This is a genomic window from Streptomyces eurocidicus (genome assembly GCF_002891295.1).
GTDB lineage: Bacteria > Actinomycetota > Actinomycetes > Streptomycetales > Streptomycetaceae > Streptomyces > Streptomyces eurocidicus.
Genome location: NZ_LGUI01000010.1, coordinates 202,690 through 221,604, shown reverse-complemented (window position 1 = coordinate 221,604; position 18,915 = coordinate 202,690). Strand labels below are relative to the sequence as shown.

Sequence of the window (18,915 nt, the reverse complement as noted above, 5' to 3'; positions counted from 1 at the left end):
GGGGATCACATGTGCACGGTCCGTCGCCGGGCCCGTGGACCCGCCGCCCGCCGCGCCCTACAGGACGTCGTGCGCCGTCCGCCGGTACGTCGAGCGGCGGTCCTCGATCGCCGCCCAGCGGTCGCCGTAGACGTTCTCCACGATGCCGGGCTCCCGCAGGAAGTCGTGCGGGAACCCCAGCGGCACCGCGCTCACCGCGTCCAGCCGTGCCACGGCGCCGGCGTCGAGCGTGACGTCCAGGGCGGCCAGATTGTCGGCGAGCTGGCTCTCCCGGGTCGCGCCGACGATCGGGACGATGTTGCCGGGCCGGCCGCGCAGCCAGGCCAGCGCCACCTGCGCCGGGCTCCAGCCGCCCTGTTCGGCGATCTCCAGCACCGCCGTGATCACCGCCTCCTCGCGCGGGTCCACCGCCCCGCCGCCGTCGGCGGTGTACCGGCCCGCCTCGCCCCGGCGGTACTTGCCGGTCAGCTTGCCGCCCGCGAGCGGGCCCCAGGCGAGGACGGCCAGGTCGAAGGCGCGGGCCTGCGGGAGCAGTTCGCGCTCCGGCGTCCGCTCCAGCAGGCTGTAACGCAGCTGTGAACCCGCGAAGGACGTCCAGCCGCGCAGTTCGGCCAGCGTGTTCGCCTGCGCGATCTCCCAGGCCGGCCAGTCGGACACCCCCACGTAGAGCACCTTGCCCGCCCGTACGACGTCGTCGAGCGCCCGTACGGTCTCCTCGACCGGGGTGAAGTTGTCCCGCGCGTGCACCCACAGCACGTCCAGATGGTCGGTGCGCAGCCGGCCGAGGCTCTCCTCGACCGAACGGACCAGGTTCTTACGGTGGTTGCCCCCGGAGTTCACCTCACCCGGGCGGGTGGCGCAGGTGTACTTGGACGCCAGGACGAAGCCGTTCCGGCGGCCTTCGAGCAGCTCGCCGACGATGGTCTCCGAGTCGCCGCCCGCGTAGATGTCGGCCGTGTCGACGAAGTTGCCGCCCGCGTCCGCGTAGGCGTCGAGGATCCGCCCGCTGGTCTCCTTGTCGGCGCCCCAGCCCATGGTCATGGCCCCGAGGGCCAGCTCGCTCACCCGCAGACCGGTCCTGCCGAACAATGTGTACCGCACGATGCTCCCCGTTCCGTCTCCGCGCCCGTCCGCTCCCGGGCGGGTGGTGCCTCCGACGCTACGAGCTGGAGTGCGCTCCAGCGCAACCCGGGCGGCGCCGTGTCACCGGTGACCGGGCGACTCGTCGGGGAACACCCGGGTGACGATCCGGCCGTCGTCCGTGAGGAAGCCGTGCAGCATGCCCTCGCTGCTGAACGGCGCGGACAGCACGCCCCGGGGGTCGAGGGCGATCACCCCGCCCTTGCCGCCCAGCCCGGTGAGCCGCTTCCCGACGACCTCGTGGGCCGCCGCCACCACGTCCTTCCCACCGAACTCGATCAGATGTGCGAGCGTGGCCGTCGCGGCGCTCCGGATGAACGCCTCGCCCGCGCCGGTGGCGCTCACCGCCACCGTGCCGTCCTGCGCGTACGTGCCCGCGCCCACCAGCGGTGAATCGCCGACCCGGCCCACCATCTTGTTGGTCATGCCGCCCGTCGAGGTGGCGGCCGCCAGACCGTGGCCGCGGTCGACGGCGACGGCCCCGACCGTGCCCAGCGCCGCCTCGCCCGGCCCGGATCCGCCCACGGCCTTCCCACCGCTCCTCCTCGCCCGTTCCTTGGCCTTCATCAGGCTGTCCCACCGCGCCTGCGTCCAGAAGTAGTCCTGCGTCACCGGGGCCAGCCCGTTCCGCTCGGCGAAGCGGTCGGCGCCCTCTCCCGCGAGCAGCACGTGCGGCGTCCTCTCCATCACCAGCCGGGCCGCCGAGACGGGGTTGCGCACGGAGCGCACCCCCGCGACGGCCCCCGCCGCCCGGTCCGAGCCACGCATGATCGACGCGTCCAGCTCGTGCCCGGCGTCCTCGTTGAACACCGCCCCCTTGCCCGCGTTGAACAGCGGGTCGTCCTCCAGCGCACGCACCGCCGCCTCGACCGCCGACACGCTGCCGCCGCCCTCGCGCAGCACCTTCCGGCCGGCCCGCAGGGCGGCGGCCAGGCCGTCGCGGTACGCCTTCTCCGTCCGCGCGTCGGTGTCCCCCCGGCGCAGCGCGGTGCCCGCCCCGCCGTGCACCGCCAGGACCACGCCCGTGGCGTCGGGTCGGGGCCCGCCCGGGGGCGTGCCCGCCGGGCCGGACGCGGGCCGTGGCACCGCGGGCAGCGCCGCCGCCACGGCCACCAGCGCGGTGAGTACGGGAACGATCCACAGTCTCGAACGCACGTGTCTGTCCTCTCCTAGAGATCCAGGCTGTCCCGTTCGTGCTGTTCGTGCTGTCGGTTCTCGGGCTCCGGCCGTCCCGGCCGGCGGACCCCACTCTGCCGAGCCCGCCGCCCCGGCGGAACGGCGCACGGGGGAAAAGGCCGGTAACGGCGCGCGCCACGAGCCGCTGCCGACGCCGGTACTGTGCCGGTACCTTGGAGCCATGCCGGCACTCAACATCGAATTCACGGAAGAGGAACTCGCGGCCATCCGCGAGGCCGCCGCCGCCGACGGGAAGAGCATCAAGGCGTATGTGCACGACCTGTCGGTGCGCGAGCAGCAGCGCCGCCGCTTCGTGGAACGTGCCGCCAAGTTCTGGAACGAGCACATAGAGGAATTCGACGCCGCCTTCCCCGAGGAGGCGCCGACGTCCGAAGGCGGTGCGGCCGCCTGATGTCGTTGCTCATCGACCTGCCCTGGCTCCTGGGCGTACAGGAGCAGAAGCTGTACGAAGAGCCCGCCGTGCACGACTACACCGCCCTCGCCGCGGCCGTCTCCCGGCACGCCTTCGACGTCGCGAAGTTCGACCACGAACCCGACGCCGCCTGGCGCGCCGCCGCCCTGATGCACACCCTCGTCCGGCTCCAGCCGCTCCCCGTGCGCAGCAGCCTCTACGCGTGCATGGTCGTCGTGGCCTACATGGCCGCGGCGGGCGAGGGCATCGACCCGCCGTACGGCTCCATAGTGGACCTGGCCCGGGACATCAAGGAGTACCGGGTCGACGTCTACGAGTGCGCCGACCGGATCCGCGCCTGGCGGATCTGAGCGCGCGGGACGGAGCCGTTCCCGGAACGGGCGGGCCCGTACCGCCGTACGGGGCCCGCCCGCCCGTCCCGCGGGCCGTCAGAGCACCGACAGCTCCGCCACCAGGTCGTCCAGGCCCAGCGACCCCTGCGACAGCGCCGCCATGTGCCACGCCTTCGCGTCGAACGCCTCGCCGTGCGCCTTCCGGGCCGCCTCGCGCCCGGCCAGCCAGGCCCGCTCGCCCAGCTTGTAGCCGATCGCCTGCCCCGGCATGCCGAGGTAGCGCACCATCTCGCTCTCGATGTGGTGCGCCGGACGGCCGCTGTGCATCCCGAAGAACTCCTGGGCGAGCCCGGGCGTCCAGCGCTCGCCGGGGTGGAAGGGGGAGTCCGCCGGGATCTCCAGCTCCAGGTGCATGCCGATGTCGACGATCACCCGGGTGGACCGCATCATCTGGGCGTCCAGATAGCCCAGCCGCCGCTCGGGGTCGGTCAGGAAGCCCAGCTCGTCCATGAGCCGCTCCGCGTAGAGCGCCCAGCCCTCGCAGTTGGCGCTGACCCCGCCGAGCGTCGTCTGGTAGCGGGACAGCCGGTCGGCCACGTGCACCCACTGCGCGAGCTGGAGGTGATGGCCCGGCACGCCCTCGTGGTACCAGGTGGAGACCAGGTCGTAGAGCGGGAAGCGGGTCTCGCCCATGGTCGGCAGCCAGGTGCGGCCCGGCCGGGAGAAGTCCTCGGACGGCTCCGTGTAGTACGGCGCGGCGGCGCCGCCGGGCGGGGCGATGCGGGACTCCACGCGCTTGACCCGCTCGGCGAGGTCGAAGTGGGTGCCGTCCAGCGCCTCGATCGTCTCGTCCATCATCCGCTGGAGCCACACCCGCGTCTCCTCGACGCCCTCCAGGTGCGTGCCGTGCGCGTCCAGGTGGGCCATCGCCTCCCACGGCGTCCGCGCGCCCGGCAGCACCTTCTCGGCCTCCTCGCGCATCTCGCCGAGCAGCCGGTGGAACTCCGACCAGCCGTACGCGTACGCCTCGTTGAGATCCAGGTCCGCGCCGTTCCAGTAGCGCGCCCAGAGGGCGTAGCGCTCACGGCCGACGACGTCGGGGGCACCGGCGACGCCCGGGGCGTAGACGTCCCGCAGCCAGTCGCGGAACACGGCCAGGCCCTCGGTCGCCTCCCGCGCGCCGCGGTCCAGCTCGGCGCGGAGCTCCGCCGGGCCGGGGGCGACGAAGTCGGCGAACCAGCCGCCGTCCGTGCCGATCCACTCGCCCAGCTGCGTAAGGACGGTGGCCACCTGGCGCGGGCCGCCGGGCAGCCCGCGCCGCAGCCCCTCGGCGAGGGAGGCGCGGTAGCCCTCCAGCGACGCCGGCACGGCGCGGAGCCGTTCGGCGATCGCGGACCAGTCCTCGGCGGTGTCGACCGGCATCATCGCGAAGACCTCGCGCACCGAGTGCAGCGGCGACTCGATGTTGCTGACGTTGCGCAGCGGCTCGCCCGTGTCCCGCACGGCGAGTTCGGCGGTCAGCCGCTCGCGCAGCAGCCGGGCGCAGCGCCGCTCGATGTCGCTGTCGGCACCCGGCCGCTTCTCGGCGTCGTCGAGCCGGCCGAGGGTCTCCCGGGCCAGGCCGACGAGGGCGGCGCTGCCGGCCGGGGAGTAGTCCGGCAGCCGGCGCGCGGACCCGGGCACGCCGAGGAAGGTGCCGGTGATGGGGTCGAGCTCGATGACGGCGTCGACGTAGGCGTCGGCGACCTGTCGGGGCAGGTGATTGCTGGTGTCGTTGGGCATGCGGCCATCCTCGTACGCGGGGTGCCGCCGCGTCATGGGCATTCCTGGTTCGGACCCCTGACAGGCGGGGTTATGTCAGGACTCGGGGGATACCGGTCATGCGGTGGCGGCGCCGGGCGCGGCCGCCGGCAGGACCGGTACGCGGGCCGGGGCGAGCCGGGCCGTGACGACGAGGGTGCCGTCCTCGACCTGGTAGTCCAGCGGCAGGTCCAGGGCGCGCATCGCGGCGACCATCCCGGTGTTGGACGACTGGGTGACGGCGTAGACGCGTCCGCACCCCGCCTCGGCGGCCAGGGCCACCAGCCGGCCGAGGAGCTCGCCGCCGACGCCGCGGCGCTGCCAGGCGTCCTCGACGAGCAGCGCCACCTCGGTCTCCTCGCCGTCCCACAGCAGATGGCCGAGGGCCACGAGCCGGCCGGAGGAGGTGTGGGCGGCGAGCGTCCGGCCGAAGCGGGGGCTCAGCAGGTGGCGCAGATAGCGGTCGGCGTCGCCGATCGGGCCGTGGTAGCGGCGGGCGAGCGTGGTGGCGGAGCAGCGGTCGTGCATCTCGCGCGCCGCGGCGAGGTCGCCGGGGTCGGCCCGCCGGACGGTGATCTCCTCGCCCTCGGGCAGCGTCAGCACCTCGCCGCGCGGCGGCACCCGGGTGCCCAGCCGGGCGTCCAGCTCGACCAGCGCACGGGCGCGGGCGAACTCGGCGGGCGTGAACGGCAGGTACGGGCGCTCGATGGTGAGCGTCCCGCCGGAGGGGTCCGGCAGCCGCAGCACGGTGTCCTCCCACACCCCCTCGGCGGGCACCGGCGCGGCCGGCGCGCCGCCGCGCGGGGAGCGGGCCGGCGTCGAGCGGACGGTGCAGCGGCCGAACAGCTGCCGCAGCGCGAGCGGGAGCTCGGCGGTGTCGAGGGCCGTGCGGGTGGCGAGGGTGAGCGCCCTGGTCGGGGCGTCGACGAGGTCGTGGGCGTCGGCCCGCTCCAGCCAGGTCGCGCTGCCGCCGCCGGTGGTCGCGGCCTCCTTCAGCTCGGCGTCGGTCAGCGCCTCCGGGGCGCGGAGCAGCAGTTCGTCCACGGCGCCGTCGGCCAGCGGGTGGGTCTGGAGGGCCAGGATGTCCACCCGGTGGCGGGCGAGGGCCAGGCACAGCGCGGCCAGGCTGCCGGGCTCGTCGCGCACGGTCGTGCGCATCCGCCAGAGCGCGGTGCCGCCCTCGGGGGCGGCGGCCGGGACCTCCGGCGCGGGGGGCTCCGGGGCGGCCGTCTCCCGCTCGGCGCGGCCGGGCAGCCGCGACCACCAGGTGTGGAAGCCGGTAGCGGCCAGCAGGGCGCCGGCCGACGCGACGAGGACGGCCGGGCCGTCCGGGGCGTGCGCCACCGTGCCGGCCACGCACTCGGCGGTGGCGACCGCCGTGAACAGGGCGGCCAGCTCGACCACGTCCCGGCGCCAGTGAGGGGTGCGGTGGGATCGCTTCGCGCGGGTCTCGTCGGTCATGGGCCCACCTTGACCGAGCGGTGTTGCGTGATCACAAACAGCCTGTGACCGACGGGTAAAAGCACGGCTCTTGTAGGTATCCGTCCGGTTTCCCGGGCGGGTCGCCGCCCCGGCTCCCGGCGGTACGGGCCTACTCCGGGGTGTCACCCGACCGGAGATCGGCGAGCGCCTCCTCCACCCCCCGGTGGAACGTCGGATAGGCGTAGATCATGTGCCGCAGGGCCTCGACCGGCACCCCCGCCTGTACGGCCACGGCCAGGCCGTACATCACCTCGCCGCCCGCCGGCCCGATCGTGGTGGCGCCGACCAGGACGCCCCGGTCCACGTCCTCGACCAGCTTGACCAGGCCCTCGTTGCCCGCCTTGTGGATCCAGCCGCGCGTCGAGGCCGGCACCTGGGCCAGCCCCGTGCGCACCCGCAGCCCCTTCTCCCGGGCCTGCCGCTCCGTCAGCCCCACCGCCCCGACCTCCGGATCGGTGAACGTCACCCTCGGCAGGGCGCGGTAGTCCGCCGCCGGGCCCGGCTCACCGAGCACCGCCCGCACCACGATCTCCGCCTCGTACATCGCGACGTGCGTGAACGCCCCGTGCCCCGTCACATCGCCCACGCCCCACAGGCCGGGCGCCGCCAGCAGCCGGCCGTCCACCGGCAGCGCGCGGGCCCCCGGGTCCAGGCCCACGGTCTCCAGCCCCAGGTCCGTGAGGTCCACCCGGCGGCCCGTGGCCACCAGCAGCCGGTCCGCCGTCACGTCGTCGCCGCTCTCCAGGGTGACGGTGAAGGTGTCGCCGTGGTGGCGCACCCCGGTCGCCCGCGCCCCCGTCCGCGCGACCACGCCGTCCCGGCGCAGCACCTTCACCAGCAGCTCGCCCGCCTCCGGCTCCTCCGACGGGAGCAGCCCGGCCATGGCCTCCACCACCTCGACACGGGTGCCGAAGCGGGCGAGGACCTGGGCGAGCTCCAGGCCGATCGCGCCGCCGCCGAGGACGGTCAGCGAGCGCGGCACCTCCTTCGCGGCGACGACGTCCCGGTTGGTCCAGAACGGCACCTCGGCCAGCCCCGGCACCGGTGGCACCGAGGGCTTGGTGCCCGTGGCGACGACCACCCCGAGCCGGGCCTGGAACTCCCCGCCGCCGGGGCCGTCCACCACCACCCGGCCGGGCCCCGCCAGCCTGCCGCGCCCGCGCGCCAGGCGGCCGCCCTTGCCGGTGAAGCGGTCGGCCGCCACCTGGTCGTTCCAGTCGTCGGTGGCCTCGTCCCGGATCCGGCCGGCCACCGGGGCCCAGTCCGGCTCGACCCGTACCGCGCCGGCCATGCCCGGCACCCGCCGCGCCTCCGCGAGCAGGTTCCCGGCCCGGATCATCATCTTGCTCGGCACGCACCCCCAGTACGGGCACTCGCCGCCGACCAGCTCCGCCTCGACGCCCACCACGCTCAGCCCGGACTCGGCCAGCCGCCCGGCCACGTGCTCACCGCCCGGCCCCATGCCGATGACGACGACGTCCACCTGCTCGGCCATGACACCGGACCTCCCGCTCGCACCGCTGGGCCGCTCCCACCTTCCCACCGGCGCCCCGGGGCGTCACTGTCCGACGCGCCCCGGCTGGAGCACCTTGGTGAACAGCACCGCGCCCGTCTCGTCGCGCAGCCGTACGGTCAGCTCGCCGCCGTCGCCCGCGATGGCGACCTCGCCGAAGAACTGGCTGTCCCGGCCGGGCGGGACGTTCGCCGTGGCGGGTGCCTTGAGGAAGACCCGCTCGGGGCCGAAGGTGGCGTCCAGGGCGTTGGCCGGGAAGCCGCCCGCGTTCAGCGGGCCCGACACGAACTCCCAGAACGGCGCGAAGTCCTTGAACGCCGCCCGCGCCGGGTCGTAGTGCTGCGCCGAGGTGTAGTGCACGTCCGCCGTCAGCCAGACCGTGCCGGTGATCCGGCGGTGCTTGATGTGCCGCAGCAGCTCCGCGATCTGCAGCTCGCGGCCCAGCGGCGCCCCCGGGTCGCCCTGTGCCACCGCCTCGAAGTTCGCCGGGCCGTCCGTGACCACCAGCCCCAGCGGCATATCGGCGGCGATCACCTTCCACACCGCCCGGGACGCCGCCAGCTCGCGCTTGAGCCAGGCGAGCTGCCGGGCGCCCAGGATGCCCTGGGTGTCGTCGGGCCGCCGGTTCGGGGAGTTGGCGTTGCGGTAGGAGCGCATGTCGAGGACGAAGACGTCCAGCAGCGGGCCGTGCCGCAGCACCCGGTAGAGCCGGCCGTCGCCGTCCGGGCGGCGGGCCGAGAGCGGGAAGTACTCGCCGAAGGCGCGCACCGACCGGGCGGCGAGGACGTCCACGTTCTTCTCGGTTTGACCTCCTCCATCGCCCTGAGGGCGAGGATTCTCCGTCTGTGAGTGGTCCCCGCAGGTGAGGGCTGCCCGCTCCGGGTGGGTTCCTGGTTCCTTCCCACGTGGGGTGGGGGTTGTGCGCGCTGCCTGGCTGCTGCCTGGTCTTATGTGCGCTCCGCAGGCGTTTACCGGCGCCGTTACCGGCGTCGGGCCCCAGGTCCTGGGGTGGATGGTGCTGTCGCCGCGAGGATGCGGCGGCCTTCGTTCCTGACGTTGCGCCCGGCGTTCCAGTCGCGGTCGTGCCGGGTTTTGCAGTTCGGGCACGTCCACTGCCGGACGTGGAGTGGCTTGGGGCCGTCGCGGTGCCCGCAGGCGGAACAGATCTGGGACGACGGGAAGTGCCGGTCGACCTTGGCGAAGTCTCTTCCGCGCCGGGTCGCCTTGTACTCACAGAACATCACGAACTGTGCCCAGCCCGCGTCGTGCACGCTCTTGGCCAGCCGGGTGCGCGCCAGTCCACGCACGTTCAGGGTCTCGCAGTGGACGGCTTGGTTCTCGCTCGTCAGCTTGTGAGACCACTGGTGGTGGAAGTTGCGGCGCGCATCCGCCACGGCGGCGTGTGCGCGAGCGACCTTGACCCGGGCCTTGTCCCGGTTGTTGCCGCCCTTCTCCTTCCGTGACAGCTCCCGCTGCCGCTTCTTCAGCTTCTTCTCCGCACGGCGCAGATATTTCGGCGAGGCGATGTGCGAGCCGTCCGCGAGGACCGCGAACCGGGTCAGGCCCAGGTCGATGCCCTGATCCCCGCCGACCGGAGGAAGGATGTCCGCGGCCGGGTCGGACTCGACCACGAAGGAGACGAAGTACCGGCCGGAGCGGTCCTTGATCAGTGTCACCGACGTGGGGCCGGAGGGGAGATCGCGGGTCCACTTCACTTTCAGGTCGCCGATCTTCGGCAGCCTCAGCCTGCCGCCTTCGGTGATCTTGAAGCGGGAGTTCGCAGTGAACCGCGCGCTTTGCCGGTTGTCCTTCTTCGACTTGAAGCGGGGCGGCGCGACCTTCGGCCCCTTCCGCTTGCCCGTCTTGGAGTCCTCGTGCGCCTTCCACGCCGCGTCCAGGTCCCGAAGAGTCTGCTGGAGAACCGGGGCCGGGCAATCCGTCAAAAACGCCCGCTCGGGGGTCTTCTTCGCCTCTGTGATCAGAGCCTTGGACAGGTCAGGGTTCTTCGGCACGAACTGGTACGGGCCCTGCGCGGTGCGGCCCTTCGGGTTCCCGAGCAGCTTGTTCGATGCCTTGACCGGCTTGATCCGGGCCAACGCGTCATTCCAGACCACACGCCTGCACCCGAACACCCTGGCCGCGCTGATGCGCTGACCAGGCGTCGGATAGACGCGGAACTGGTATCGAAGCTGCATACGCGCGATCGTACTGCCGTTGAGTTATTACCGAGCATAAGAACATCCGTACTAGTCGAGACACTGCACTTCATCCCGGCCCACAACCCCTACTGGGACACCTGGGGCGTCACGGTGGAGGACCCCGACGGCTACCGCCTGGTGCTCTCCACCCGTGACTGGTCCAACTCCGCCGCGCTGGGGAACGCCGCCGCGCCGCGTCCCTCGGCCTGAACGCGTCAGCGCGACGTGTCGAGAATGACCCGCGCCACCAGCGCGGGGTCGTCGTTCATCGGCACATGACCGCAGCCGGGCAGCCGCACCAGCCGGGCGCCGGGGATCAGCTTCTTGGCGCGGACGCCCTGACGGCGCAGCAGCACCCGGTCGGCCGTGCCCCAGGCGACGGTCACCGGGACGTCCGGCACGTCGTCGGTGAACAGCACCTCGCGGCCGGCCGCGAGCGTGGGGGCGAACCCGGTGCACTCGCGCAGCGCCCGGGTCTCGGCGATCACCGCCTCGGGCGAACGGCGGCCGGGCCGGGCGTAGATGGATCCGGTGAGCGCCGCCCGCCCGGCCGCCGTGCCGGCCAGCCGGGCCACGGTCCGCGGGGGCAGCGTCACCGCGCCGCGCCGCATCGCGCGCAGCACCGTGAACGCGTAGCGGCGCTCGGCCTCGGTCCAGAAGCCACCGGGGGAGAGCGCCGTGACGCTCCGTACGAGCTTGTCCCGGCCGAGCAGCAGGGCGAGCAGCCCGCCCAGGGAGTTGCCCGCGACATGCGGCCGGTCGAGCTCCAGGGCCTCGAACAGGGCGCCCAGGACGGGGACCACGTGGTCCAGGTCGTAGGGGACGCCGTCGGCCAGCGCGGGGGAGCGGCCGAAGCCCGGCAGGTCGACGGCCACGACCTCGCGCTCGGCGGCGAGCAGGGCGGTGACCGGGTCCCACGCCTGGCGGTGGTGGCCGATGCCGTGCAGCAGGACGAGGGGTGCCCCGCCGCCGCGCCGTTCGTAGGACACCTCGACCGTGCGTGTCCCGCTGGGGGTGCCGATGGGGAAGGCGACCGTGTCGGCCATGGAGGCTCCTCGTCGTCCGCTCGGGTCCGTCGTCCGCGACAGGTTGTAGACAGGATGTCAGCAACGGTTACCGCTGGGTAGACCCTGTCCGGATCCCATCACAGGGCCCCGTTCACGGCCTGGCCGGGGCCCGTCTGGACAAGCGCGCATCCGTTCCGCTGGGATGGCACCGTGACCGCACGTGAAACAGTCCTGGACGCCTTCGAGGAACACCGCTCCCTTCTGAACGGAGTGGCCTACCGCATGCTCGGCGGGTTCGCGGACGCCGAGGACGTCGTCCAGGAGGCGTGGCTGCGCTGGTCCGCGGCCGACCGGGACGAGGTGCGCGACGCCCGCGGCTATCTCGTACGGGTCACCACCCGGCTGGCCCTCGACCGCCTCCGCCAGGCACGGACGCGCCGCGAGGCGTACGTCGGGCCGTGGCTGCCCGAGCCGGTCGCCACCGACCTCGGCACGACCGTGCCCGACACCGCGGAACGGGCCGTGCTGGCCGACTCCGTCTCGCTCGCCGTGCTGGTCGTCCTGGAATCGCTCTCCCCGCTGGAGCGCGCGGTCTTCGTGCTCCGCGAGGCGTTCGGCTTCCCGTACCAGGAGATCGCCGAGGCGCTCGACCGCTCGGAGGCGGCCGTCCGCCAGCTGGCCGGCCGGGCCCGCCGCCACGTCGACGAGCGCAGGCCGCGCTTCACCGTGGACCCGGGCGTCCGGCGCGACCTCACCGAGCGGTTCCTGGCCGCCGCCACCGGCGGCAGCATCGAGCGGATGCTGGAGCTCCTCGCCCCCGACGTGCGCCTGATCGGCGACAGCGGCGGCAAGACCAAGGCCCCGCTGCGCGTCATCGAATCCGCCGACAAGGTGGGGCGCTTCCTCATCGCCGTCGCGGGGACGGAGATGCCCGAGCCGGAGTACCGCTTCATGGAGATCAACGGCGGTACGGCGCTGCTCGTCCTGTCACAGGGCCGGCCGCACACCGTCCTCGGCCTCGACGTGGCCGACGGCCTCGTCACGGCCGTCTACATCCAGCGCAACCCCGACAAGCTCATGGGGCTCCTCCCATAGGCCGGGGCCGCCGGTCACAGCCCGCCGGCCACCCGCAGGACGGCCCCGGTGGTGTACGACGCCTCCGGGGACAGCAGCCAGGCGACCGCCCCGGCGACCTCCTCGGGCTCGCCCGGCCGCCCCATCGGCACCCGGCCCGAGTCGCGCCACGGCCGCTCCGGGTCGCCCATCGCCGCGTGGATGTCGGTGACGATCATCCCCGGCTGTACGGAGTTGACGCGGACGCCCTCCGCGGCGAGCTCCTTGGACAGGCCCATCGTCATCGCGTCGACGGCCGCCTTGCTCGCCGCGTAGTGCACGTACTCACCGGGGGAGCCCAGGGTGGCGGCGCCCGAGGAGATGTTCACGATCGCACCGCCCGGCCCGCCGTGACGGGTCGAAAGCTCCCGGGCCGCGCGCCGGGCGCAGATCAGCGCGCCCGTCACATTGACGTCCACGACCCGGCGTATCCGCTCCACGGGCGTCTCGGTGAACCGGCCCAGCAGACCGGTGATCCCCGCGTTGTTGACCAGGCCGGTGACCGGTCCGAGCCGCTCCCGCACCTCGTCGAAGAGGGCGTCGACCTCGCCCTCGACACTAGTGTCGACCTGGACGGTCACACAGCCGACGCCCTCGGCGCGGACCGCCTCGGCCGTCGCCTCGGCGGCCTCCCGTGCCCGCTCGTAGCCGATGCCGACGGCGTGGCCATCCTTGGCCAGTCGCAGCGCGACCGCCGCGCCGATGCCCCTGCTGCCGCCCGTCACCACGGTGACCTGGCCCATGCGCACACTCCTTGTCGCACCATCGGATGATCAACGACCGTATCCGACCTCGCGGGGAAGGAAAGGCATTGGTCTTGACCAAGTCTGTGCGTCGTCCTATGGTCGCAGGCATACTGCAACAACCTTTAATAAAGAAGCGCGCAAAAAGCCTTTGCGGAGGATCAGGGTGGGGACCACGCAGCTGGAATCGGTGCCGGAGCCGAAGTACTGGCACCTGAAGACCGTGCTCACCGACGCACTCGACTCCGAGTTCGCCGTGGGCGAGATCCTGCCGAACGAGCGCGAGCTCGCGGCCCGCTTCGGCGTCGCGCGGGCCACGCTCCGCCAGGCCCTCGAACAGCTCGAACTGGAGGGGCGCCTCCAGCGCCGCCGCGGCGTCGGCACCACCGTCGCCCCGCCCCGGGTGGGCGTGGCCGTCGGCGACACCGGGCAGACCTGGCCCGGCACCGAGACCTGGGAGCCCGTCGACAGCGAGGCGGCCGCCCCGCCCACGGCCGTCGCCCGGCTGCTCGACACCGTCCCCGGCGAGCTCGCGCACACCGTCCGCCGGATCCGCCGCAGCCACGGCCAGGCCGTCGCCGCCGAGCTGCTGTACGTACCGGCGCGCTCCGTGCCCGGCCTCACCGGGATCGACGCCCCGACCGGCCCCGCCCGCGCCCGCCTGGTCCTCCGCGAACTCCAGCGCCTGCCGCTGGAGGGCCAGGACCAGTCCGTCGAGCTCGGCTCCGCCCGCGCCGACGACGCCAAGGAACTCGACCGGCTGCCCGGCGCGCCCGTCCTCCTCGTCACGACGCGGTACATCGTGGCGGGCCGTACGGCGGCGGTCGCGGTGGCGACGTACCGGGCGGACACGTGCCGCTTGACGTTCGGCGACGCGGGGATGCAGTTGCTGGCGGGCTGACGGCGGGGGTTTTCCCCACCCCGCCCCTTCCCGAATTGTCCTCAAGCTCCGGACGGGCTGAAATCAGCCCGTCCGGAGCTTGAGGACATCGCGCGTCAGCGCGGAAGGAGTCCGGGGCGGAGCCCCGTTCAGGAAGGCACGGCCCGGCCGCTCAGCGCCGGGCCGTGACCGTGCTCTCCACCGCGAACAACTGCTCCTCCACATGGTCCAGGGCCAGCCGCAGCGCGCCCGTCGCCACCGCCGCCTCGCCCAGCAGCGACTGCACCACCTGCGGCGGGCGCAGGCAGTAGCGGGCCAGCTCGGCGCGGAGCGGGCCCAGGACCCCGCTCAGACCGGCCGCCCAGCCGCCCACTACGACCAGCTCGGGATCGAGCGCCAGCACCAGCGCCGCCACGTCGTGCACCAGCCGCCGCATAAAGCGCTCCACGGCCGCCTCGGCCCGCTCGTCGCCCGACCGGGCCAGCGCGAAGACCCGTGCCACCTGCGCCTCGTCCAGCGGGTGCAGCGGCTCGCCCGTCGTGGACAGGACCTGCTCCGGGGTGGCCTCCCGGCCCAGCAGGTGCAGCGCGCCGATCTCGCCGGCCGCGCCCCCGTACCCCCGGTGCAGCCGGCCGCCGATCAGCGACCCGGCCCCGGGGCTCAGCCCCGCCAGCACGAACACCACGTCGTCCGAGGCCGTGGCCGCGCCCTTCCAGTGCTCCGCCACCGCGGCGGCGTTCGCGTCGTTCTCCACCAGGACCGGACACCGGAACGAGCGCCGCAGCCGCTCGCCGAGCGGCAGCCCGGTCCACCCGGGCAGCGCCGTCCCCAGCCGTACGGTCCCGTCGGCCTCGACGATGCCGGGCGTGGCCACGCCCACCGCCCGCAGCTGGCCGCGCGGTACGCCCGAACGCCGCAGCAGGTCGGAGACCGTGGCCAGGACGCCGTCCAGCCGTTCGTCGGCCGAGGCCGTCGCCGCGATCTCCTGGGCCGCCGAGCCCATCACCCGGCCGCCCAGGTCCGCCATCAGGACGGCGATCCGGTGCGGCCCGATCTCGATGCCCAGCAGATGGCCCGCCTCCCGGCGGAACCGGAAGCGCCGTGCCGGCCGCCCCTGGCGCCGGGCCTCACCCTCCTCGGCGGCGGCCTCCACCACCAGGCCGGCGTCGATCAGCCCCTCGACGACGCCCTCCACGGTCGGCCGGGACAGTCCCGTCACCTTGACCAGGTCCGTGAGCGTCGGGGCGGCGGCCGGGGCCGCCGTACGCAGCGCGTGCAGCACCACGGCCGAATTGATCCGCCGCAGCAGGGACGGGTCCCCACCGGTCAGCCGCGCCAACGTGCCGCCTCCTCGTTCCGCGCCGCTTTGCGCGCTCTTTGCTGTCTGGCGGATCGTATCGGGTGACGGTCGGGGCGGCGAGATCTGGGACCGCGCCGCGCCGTCACCGCGGGCGGATCCCGCACGCCGCACCCGAAGGGGCGCTCGGCGCGTGGACCGGGCGGCGCCGGCCGGTGGGTGATGTGCCGCCGGGGCGCCCGAGCGGGCTCGGTGCGGCCGGGCTCAGCCCTCGTCGTCGACGGCGGCGCGCAGCCGCTCGTACTCCTCGGTCATCCTCGGCAGCGACCAGGAGGCGTTGAGCCCGCTGGGGTTGGGCAGCACCCAGATCCTGGTGTCGCCGATCGTCCGCTCCTGCCGGCCGATCACCGCGCGCCTGTCGTCGAAGGCGGCGCGGTAGGCGGTGACGCCGACGACGGCCAGCCAGCGCGGGCGCAGCCGGGTGACCTTCTCCGCGAGGATCAGGCCGCCCTCGCGGTACTCCTCGCGGCTCAGCTCGTCGGCCCGCGCGGAGGGCCGGTCCACCACATTGGTGATGCCCAGCCCGTAGGCCGGCAGCTCCTCCTGCTCGGCGGGCGCGAGCCGGCGCGGGGTGAAGCCGGAGAGGTGCAGGACGGGCCAGAACCGGTTGCCGGGCCGGGCGAAGTGGTGGCCGGTGGCCTCGGACATCAGCCCGGGGTTGATCCCGCAGAAGAGGACCCGCAGGTCCTCGGCGATCACGTCACCGATCACTGGGCGGCTCTCCTGGCGGCTCGGGAAGGCGGTCCTCCCGATGATACGCAGGGCCCGGCGTCCGGCCCGGGCCGCCCCGGGCGCCCTCCTACGCCCTCCTACGCCGTCCGCGCCGGGCCGGCCGGCGGCTGGTCGGAGGCGCAGTGCAGGCACTTGGAGGCGGCCGCGGGCAGGTCCTCGCAGAGGCAGGCCGGGCAGGTCTTGAGCGGGCCCGGCTCCTCGAAGACGACCTGGCCGCGCCGGGCCTGCACATGCTTGTAGGGCACGACGACGAAGAAGTAGACGACGGCCATGAAGATGAGGAAGTAGATCACCGCGGAGAGGAACGACCCGAGGTCGAGATAGGTCGCCCTGTTGCCGGGCCGGCCGAGCTGCCAGCCCAGGCCCATCGAATGCCCGCCCTGGAGGCGGGTGATGACCGGGTTGACGACGAAGTCGGTGAACGCCTTGATCAGGGTGCTCATCGCCAGGGCGATGATCAGGCCGACGGCCACGGTGACGATGTCACCGCGCATGACGAAGTTCTTGAAACCCTTGAACACGGTCGGCTCCCTGGCGTCCGGACGTCCGATGAGGCACGCAGAACGCTACATTCGGGACACCGCGCCCAAGGTGTGCGGCACGCGCGGACGTCCGTACGGCCGAGGGGCCGGTGGAGGTCCACCGGCCCCTCGGCCGTGCACGGGGAATCGCTTCCCCGGCGGTGTCAGAGGATCGACCCCGGGGTGTACGCGGCCGCCTCCGGGTGCCGCTTGGCGATCTCCTCGATCCGGGAGACCACCTGCGCGACCTGCGCGGCGGCGGCACCGGTGAAGGACAGCTTGTCGGCCATCAGGGCGTCCAGGGCCGCACGGTCCAGCGGGATCCGCTCGTCGGCCGCCAGCTTGTCGAGCAGCTCGTTGCGCTCGGCGCCCAGCTCGCGCATCGCCAGCGCGGAGGCCACCGCGTGCTCCTTGATCGCCTCATGGGCGACCTCCCGCCCGACACCCGCGCGCACCGCGCCCATCAGCACCTTGGTGGTGGCGAGGAACGGGAGGTAGCGGTCCAGCTCACGGGCGACGACGGCCGGGAAGGCGCCGAACTCGTCGAGGACGGTGAGGAAGGTCTCCAGCAGGCCGTCGAGCGCGAAGAAGGCGTCCGGCAGGGCCACGCGGCGCACCACGGAGCAGGAGACGTCGCCCTCGTTCCACTGGTCGCCCGCCAGCTCGCCGGTCATCGAGGCGTAGCCGCGCAGGATGACCATCAGGCCGTTGACGCGCTCGCAGGAGCGGGTGTTCATCTTGTGCGGCATCGCGGACGAGCCGACCTGGCCCGGCTTGAAGCCCTCGGTGACCAGCTCGTGCCCGGCCATCAGGCGGATCGTCTTGGCGAGCGAGGACGGCGCGGCGGCCAGCTGCACCAGCGCGGTCACCACGTCGTAGTCCAGCGAGCGCGGGTAGACCTGGCCGACCGAGGTGAAGGCGTGCGCGAAGCCGAGGTGCGCGGCGATCCGGCCCTCCAGCTCGTCCAGCTTCGCGGCGTCGCCGCCGAGCAGGTCGAGCATGTCCTGGGCGGTGCCGACCGGGCCCTTGATCCCGCGCAGCGGGTAGCGGGCGAGCAGCTCCTCCAGCCGGCCGAAGGCGACCAGCAGCTCGTCGGCCGTGGTCGCGAAGCGCTTGCCGAGCGTGGTGGCCTGCGCGGCCACGTTGTGCGAGCGGCCCGCCATGACCAGCTCCGCGTGCTCGCCGGCGAGCCGGCCCACCCGGGCCAGGACGGCGACGGCGCGGTCGCGCACGAGCTCCAGCGAGAGCCGGATCTGGAGCTGCTCGACGTTCTCGGTGAGGTCGCGGGAGGTCATGCCCTTGTGGACGTGCTCATGGCCGGCGAGGGCGTTGAACTCCTCGATCCGGGCCTTCACGTCATGGCGCGTGACCTTCTCGCGCTCGGCGATCGAGGCCAGGTCGACCTGGTCGAGGACCCGCTCGTAGTCGGCGAGGGCGGCGTCCGGCACCTCGATCCCCAGGTCCTTCTGGGCGCGGAGCACGGCGAGCCACAGCTTGCGCTCCAGCTTGACCTTGTACTCGGGGGACCAGAGGACGGCCAGCTCGGTGGAGGCGTAGCGGCCGGCGAGGACGTTCGGGATGCGGGGCTTCAAAGACGCAGCAGTCACGTGACCGGATTCTACTGGCGGTTCGCGCAGGTCCGTGCCGCGCCCCGGTTCGTAGCTTGCTACGAAGCGTGGTCAGGAGGCGTCGTAGGGCAGCAGCTCGGCGCGCTTCGGCGGGCGGCCGTCGCCCGAGGAGCGGCCCGTGAGCCGGCGGCCGATCCACGGCCCGAGGTGCTCGCGCGCGAAGCGGGCGTCGGAGGCCCGCCGGCTCGCCCAGCCCGGCCGCGCGGCCGGGGGCAGCGGCCGCCGCCAGTCCTCCTCGGGCTCGTGCCCGAGCGCCTGCCACACCGCCTCGGCCACCCGGCGGTGGCCCTCGGCGTTCAGGTGCAGCCGGTCCTCGGCCCACATCCGCGGGTCGCCCAGCGCCTCGGCGCCGTAGAGGTCCACGACCAGCGCGTCGTGCCGGCCGGCCAGCTCCTCGATAAAGTCGAACAGCTGCTCCATGCGGGGCCGGAACCGCTCCAGCACCGGACCCCGGCGCCCCGGGCTGCGCATCAGCACCAGCTGCTTGCAGTCCGGCGCCAGCCGGCCGACGGCCTCCTCCAGCCGGGCGCACACCAGGTCCACGTCGCACTTGGGCCGCAGCGCGTCGTTCAGCCCGCCGACCAGGGTGACCAGGTCGGCGCCCATCGCGGCGGCCGCCGTCGCCTGCTCGTCCGCGATCTGCGCGATCAGCTTGCCGCGCACCGCGAGGTTCGCGTACCGGAAGCCGGGCGTACGGGCGGCCAGCCGCGCGGCGAGCAGGTCGGCCCAGCCGCGGTACGTGCCGTCCGGGAGCCCGTCCGACATGCCCTCCGTGAAGGAGTCCCCGACCGCGACAAAACTGGTGTACGTGGCATTCATCTGCATGGCGCGGAGATCCTACTCCGAATCCCCGCGCCCCG

Annotated in this window: 17 protein-coding genes and 2 pseudogenes; 5 read left to right on the top strand and 14 right to left on the bottom strand. The window is 73.7% G+C overall.

Features of this window, described 5'->3' with window-relative positions; all coding sequences use genetic code 11:
- Positions 1–57: 57 nt before the first annotated feature.
- Complete coding sequence (locus AF335_RS27260; protein WP_102921080.1) at positions 58–1,101, bottom strand: aldo/keto reductase; 1,044 nt, start codon at positions 1,099–1,101, stop codon at positions 58–60.
- A gap of 102 nt (positions 1,102–1,203) precedes the next feature.
- Entirely contained in the window at positions 1,204–2,295 is a 1,092-nt protein-coding gene (locus AF335_RS27255) for an isoaspartyl peptidase/L-asparaginase family protein (protein WP_244927178.1), read from the bottom strand.
- Between the two features lie 202 nt (positions 2,296–2,497).
- On the opposite strand from AF335_RS27255, the gene AF335_RS27250 reads away from it, so the two are divergent.
- Positions 2,498–2,728, top strand: a complete 231-nt coding sequence (locus AF335_RS27250; protein ID WP_087929195.1) for a hypothetical protein — start codon at positions 2,498–2,500, stop codon at positions 2,726–2,728.
- Positions 2,728–3,099, top strand: coding sequence for a toxin Doc (locus AF335_RS27245; protein WP_087929196.1), 372 nt, complete (start codon positions 2,728–2,730; stop codon positions 3,097–3,099). Before AF335_RS27250 ends, AF335_RS27245 begins: the two co-directional genes overlap by 1 nt.
- 78 nt (positions 3,100–3,177) lie before the next feature.
- On the opposite strand, the gene AF335_RS27240 is transcribed toward AF335_RS27245, so the two are convergent.
- From AF335_RS27240 to AF335_RS27220, 5 genes and pseudogenes are all read right to left on the bottom strand, one after another.
- On the bottom strand, positions 3,178–4,863 hold the full coding sequence (locus AF335_RS27240; RefSeq protein ID WP_102921199.1) for a DUF885 domain-containing protein: 1,686 nt from the start codon (positions 4,861–4,863) through the stop codon (positions 3,178–3,180).
- A gap of 96 nt (positions 4,864–4,959) precedes the next feature.
- Positions 4,960–6,342 (bottom strand): GNAT family N-acetyltransferase, encoded by a 1,383-nt coding sequence (locus AF335_RS27235; RefSeq protein ID WP_102921078.1) that lies wholly within the window; start codon positions 6,340–6,342, stop codon positions 4,960–4,962.
- 130 nt (positions 6,343–6,472) lie between these two features.
- Positions 6,473–7,858 carry a dihydrolipoyl dehydrogenase family protein gene (locus AF335_RS27230; protein ID WP_102921077.1) on the bottom strand — a complete coding sequence of 462 codons (1,386 nt, stop codon included), beginning with the start codon at positions 7,856–7,858 and terminating at the stop codon, positions 6,473–6,475.
- Positions 7,859–7,921: 63 nt separating this feature from the next.
- Positions 7,922–8,686: pseudogene (locus AF335_RS27225) on the bottom strand (alkaline phosphatase D family protein); the annotation flags it as partial.
- Positions 8,687–8,856: 170 nt separating this feature from the next.
- Positions 8,857–10,071: an RNA-guided endonuclease InsQ/TnpB family protein gene (locus AF335_RS27220; RefSeq protein WP_102921076.1), complete on the bottom strand. Its 1,215-nt coding sequence runs from the start codon at positions 10,069–10,071 to the stop codon at positions 8,857–8,859.
- A 72-nt stretch (positions 10,072–10,143) separates the two neighbouring features.
- Between AF335_RS27220 and AF335_RS36730 the strand changes: the two are divergent.
- Positions 10,144–10,284: pseudogene (locus AF335_RS36730) on the top strand (hypothetical protein); the annotation flags it as partial.
- Positions 10,285–10,289: 5 nt separating this feature from the next.
- Here AF335_RS36730 and AF335_RS27215 read toward each other — a convergent pair.
- A complete protein-coding gene (locus AF335_RS27215) occupies positions 10,290–11,120 on the bottom strand; it encodes an alpha/beta fold hydrolase (RefSeq protein ID WP_102921075.1) in 831 nt (276 codons plus the stop codon).
- A 171-nt stretch (positions 11,121–11,291) separates the two neighbouring features.
- On the opposite strand from AF335_RS27215, the gene AF335_RS27210 reads away from it, so the two are divergent.
- Positions 11,292–12,176, top strand: a complete 885-nt coding sequence (locus tag AF335_RS27210; RefSeq protein WP_102921074.1) for an RNA polymerase sigma-70 factor — start codon at positions 11,292–11,294, stop codon at positions 12,174–12,176.
- 14 nt (positions 12,177–12,190) lie between these two features.
- On the opposite strand, the gene AF335_RS27205 is transcribed toward AF335_RS27210, so the two are convergent.
- Positions 12,191–12,937 carry an SDR family oxidoreductase gene (locus tag AF335_RS27205; protein ID WP_102921073.1) on the bottom strand — a complete coding sequence of 249 codons (747 nt, stop codon included), beginning with the start codon at positions 12,935–12,937 and terminating at the stop codon, positions 12,191–12,193.
- A 166-nt stretch (positions 12,938–13,103) separates the two neighbouring features.
- On the opposite strand from AF335_RS27205, the gene AF335_RS27200 reads away from it, so the two are divergent.
- On the top strand, positions 13,104–13,838 hold the full coding sequence (locus AF335_RS27200) for a GntR family transcriptional regulator (RefSeq protein ID WP_102921072.1): 735 nt from the start codon (positions 13,104–13,106) through the stop codon (positions 13,836–13,838).
- A 151-nt stretch (positions 13,839–13,989) separates the two neighbouring features.
- Here AF335_RS27200 and AF335_RS27195 read toward each other — a convergent pair whose 3' ends face one another.
- The 5 genes from AF335_RS27195 to AF335_RS27175 form a co-directional block, all read right to left on the bottom strand.
- Positions 13,990–15,156, bottom strand: a complete 1,167-nt coding sequence (locus tag AF335_RS27195) for an ROK family protein (RefSeq protein WP_102921071.1) — start codon at positions 15,154–15,156, stop codon at positions 13,990–13,992.
- 222 nt (positions 15,157–15,378) lie between these two features.
- Positions 15,379–15,927: a G/U mismatch-specific DNA glycosylase gene (gene mug / locus AF335_RS27190; protein WP_376697867.1), complete on the bottom strand. Its 549-nt coding sequence runs from the start codon at positions 15,925–15,927 to the stop codon at positions 15,379–15,381.
- Positions 15,928–15,983: 56 nt separating this feature from the next.
- Positions 15,984–16,427: a large conductance mechanosensitive channel protein MscL gene (locus tag AF335_RS27185; RefSeq protein ID WP_102921070.1), complete on the bottom strand. Its 444-nt coding sequence runs from the start codon at positions 16,425–16,427 to the stop codon at positions 15,984–15,986.
- A 164-nt stretch (positions 16,428–16,591) separates the two neighbouring features.
- Positions 16,592–18,034, bottom strand: coding sequence for an adenylosuccinate lyase (gene purB, locus AF335_RS27180; RefSeq protein ID WP_102921069.1), 1,443 nt, complete (start codon positions 18,032–18,034; stop codon positions 16,592–16,594).
- 72 nt (positions 18,035–18,106) lie between these two features.
- Entirely contained in the window at positions 18,107–18,880 is a 774-nt protein-coding gene (locus tag AF335_RS27175; protein WP_102921068.1) for an SGNH/GDSL hydrolase family protein, read from the bottom strand.
- Positions 18,881–18,915 lie beyond the last annotated feature (35 nt).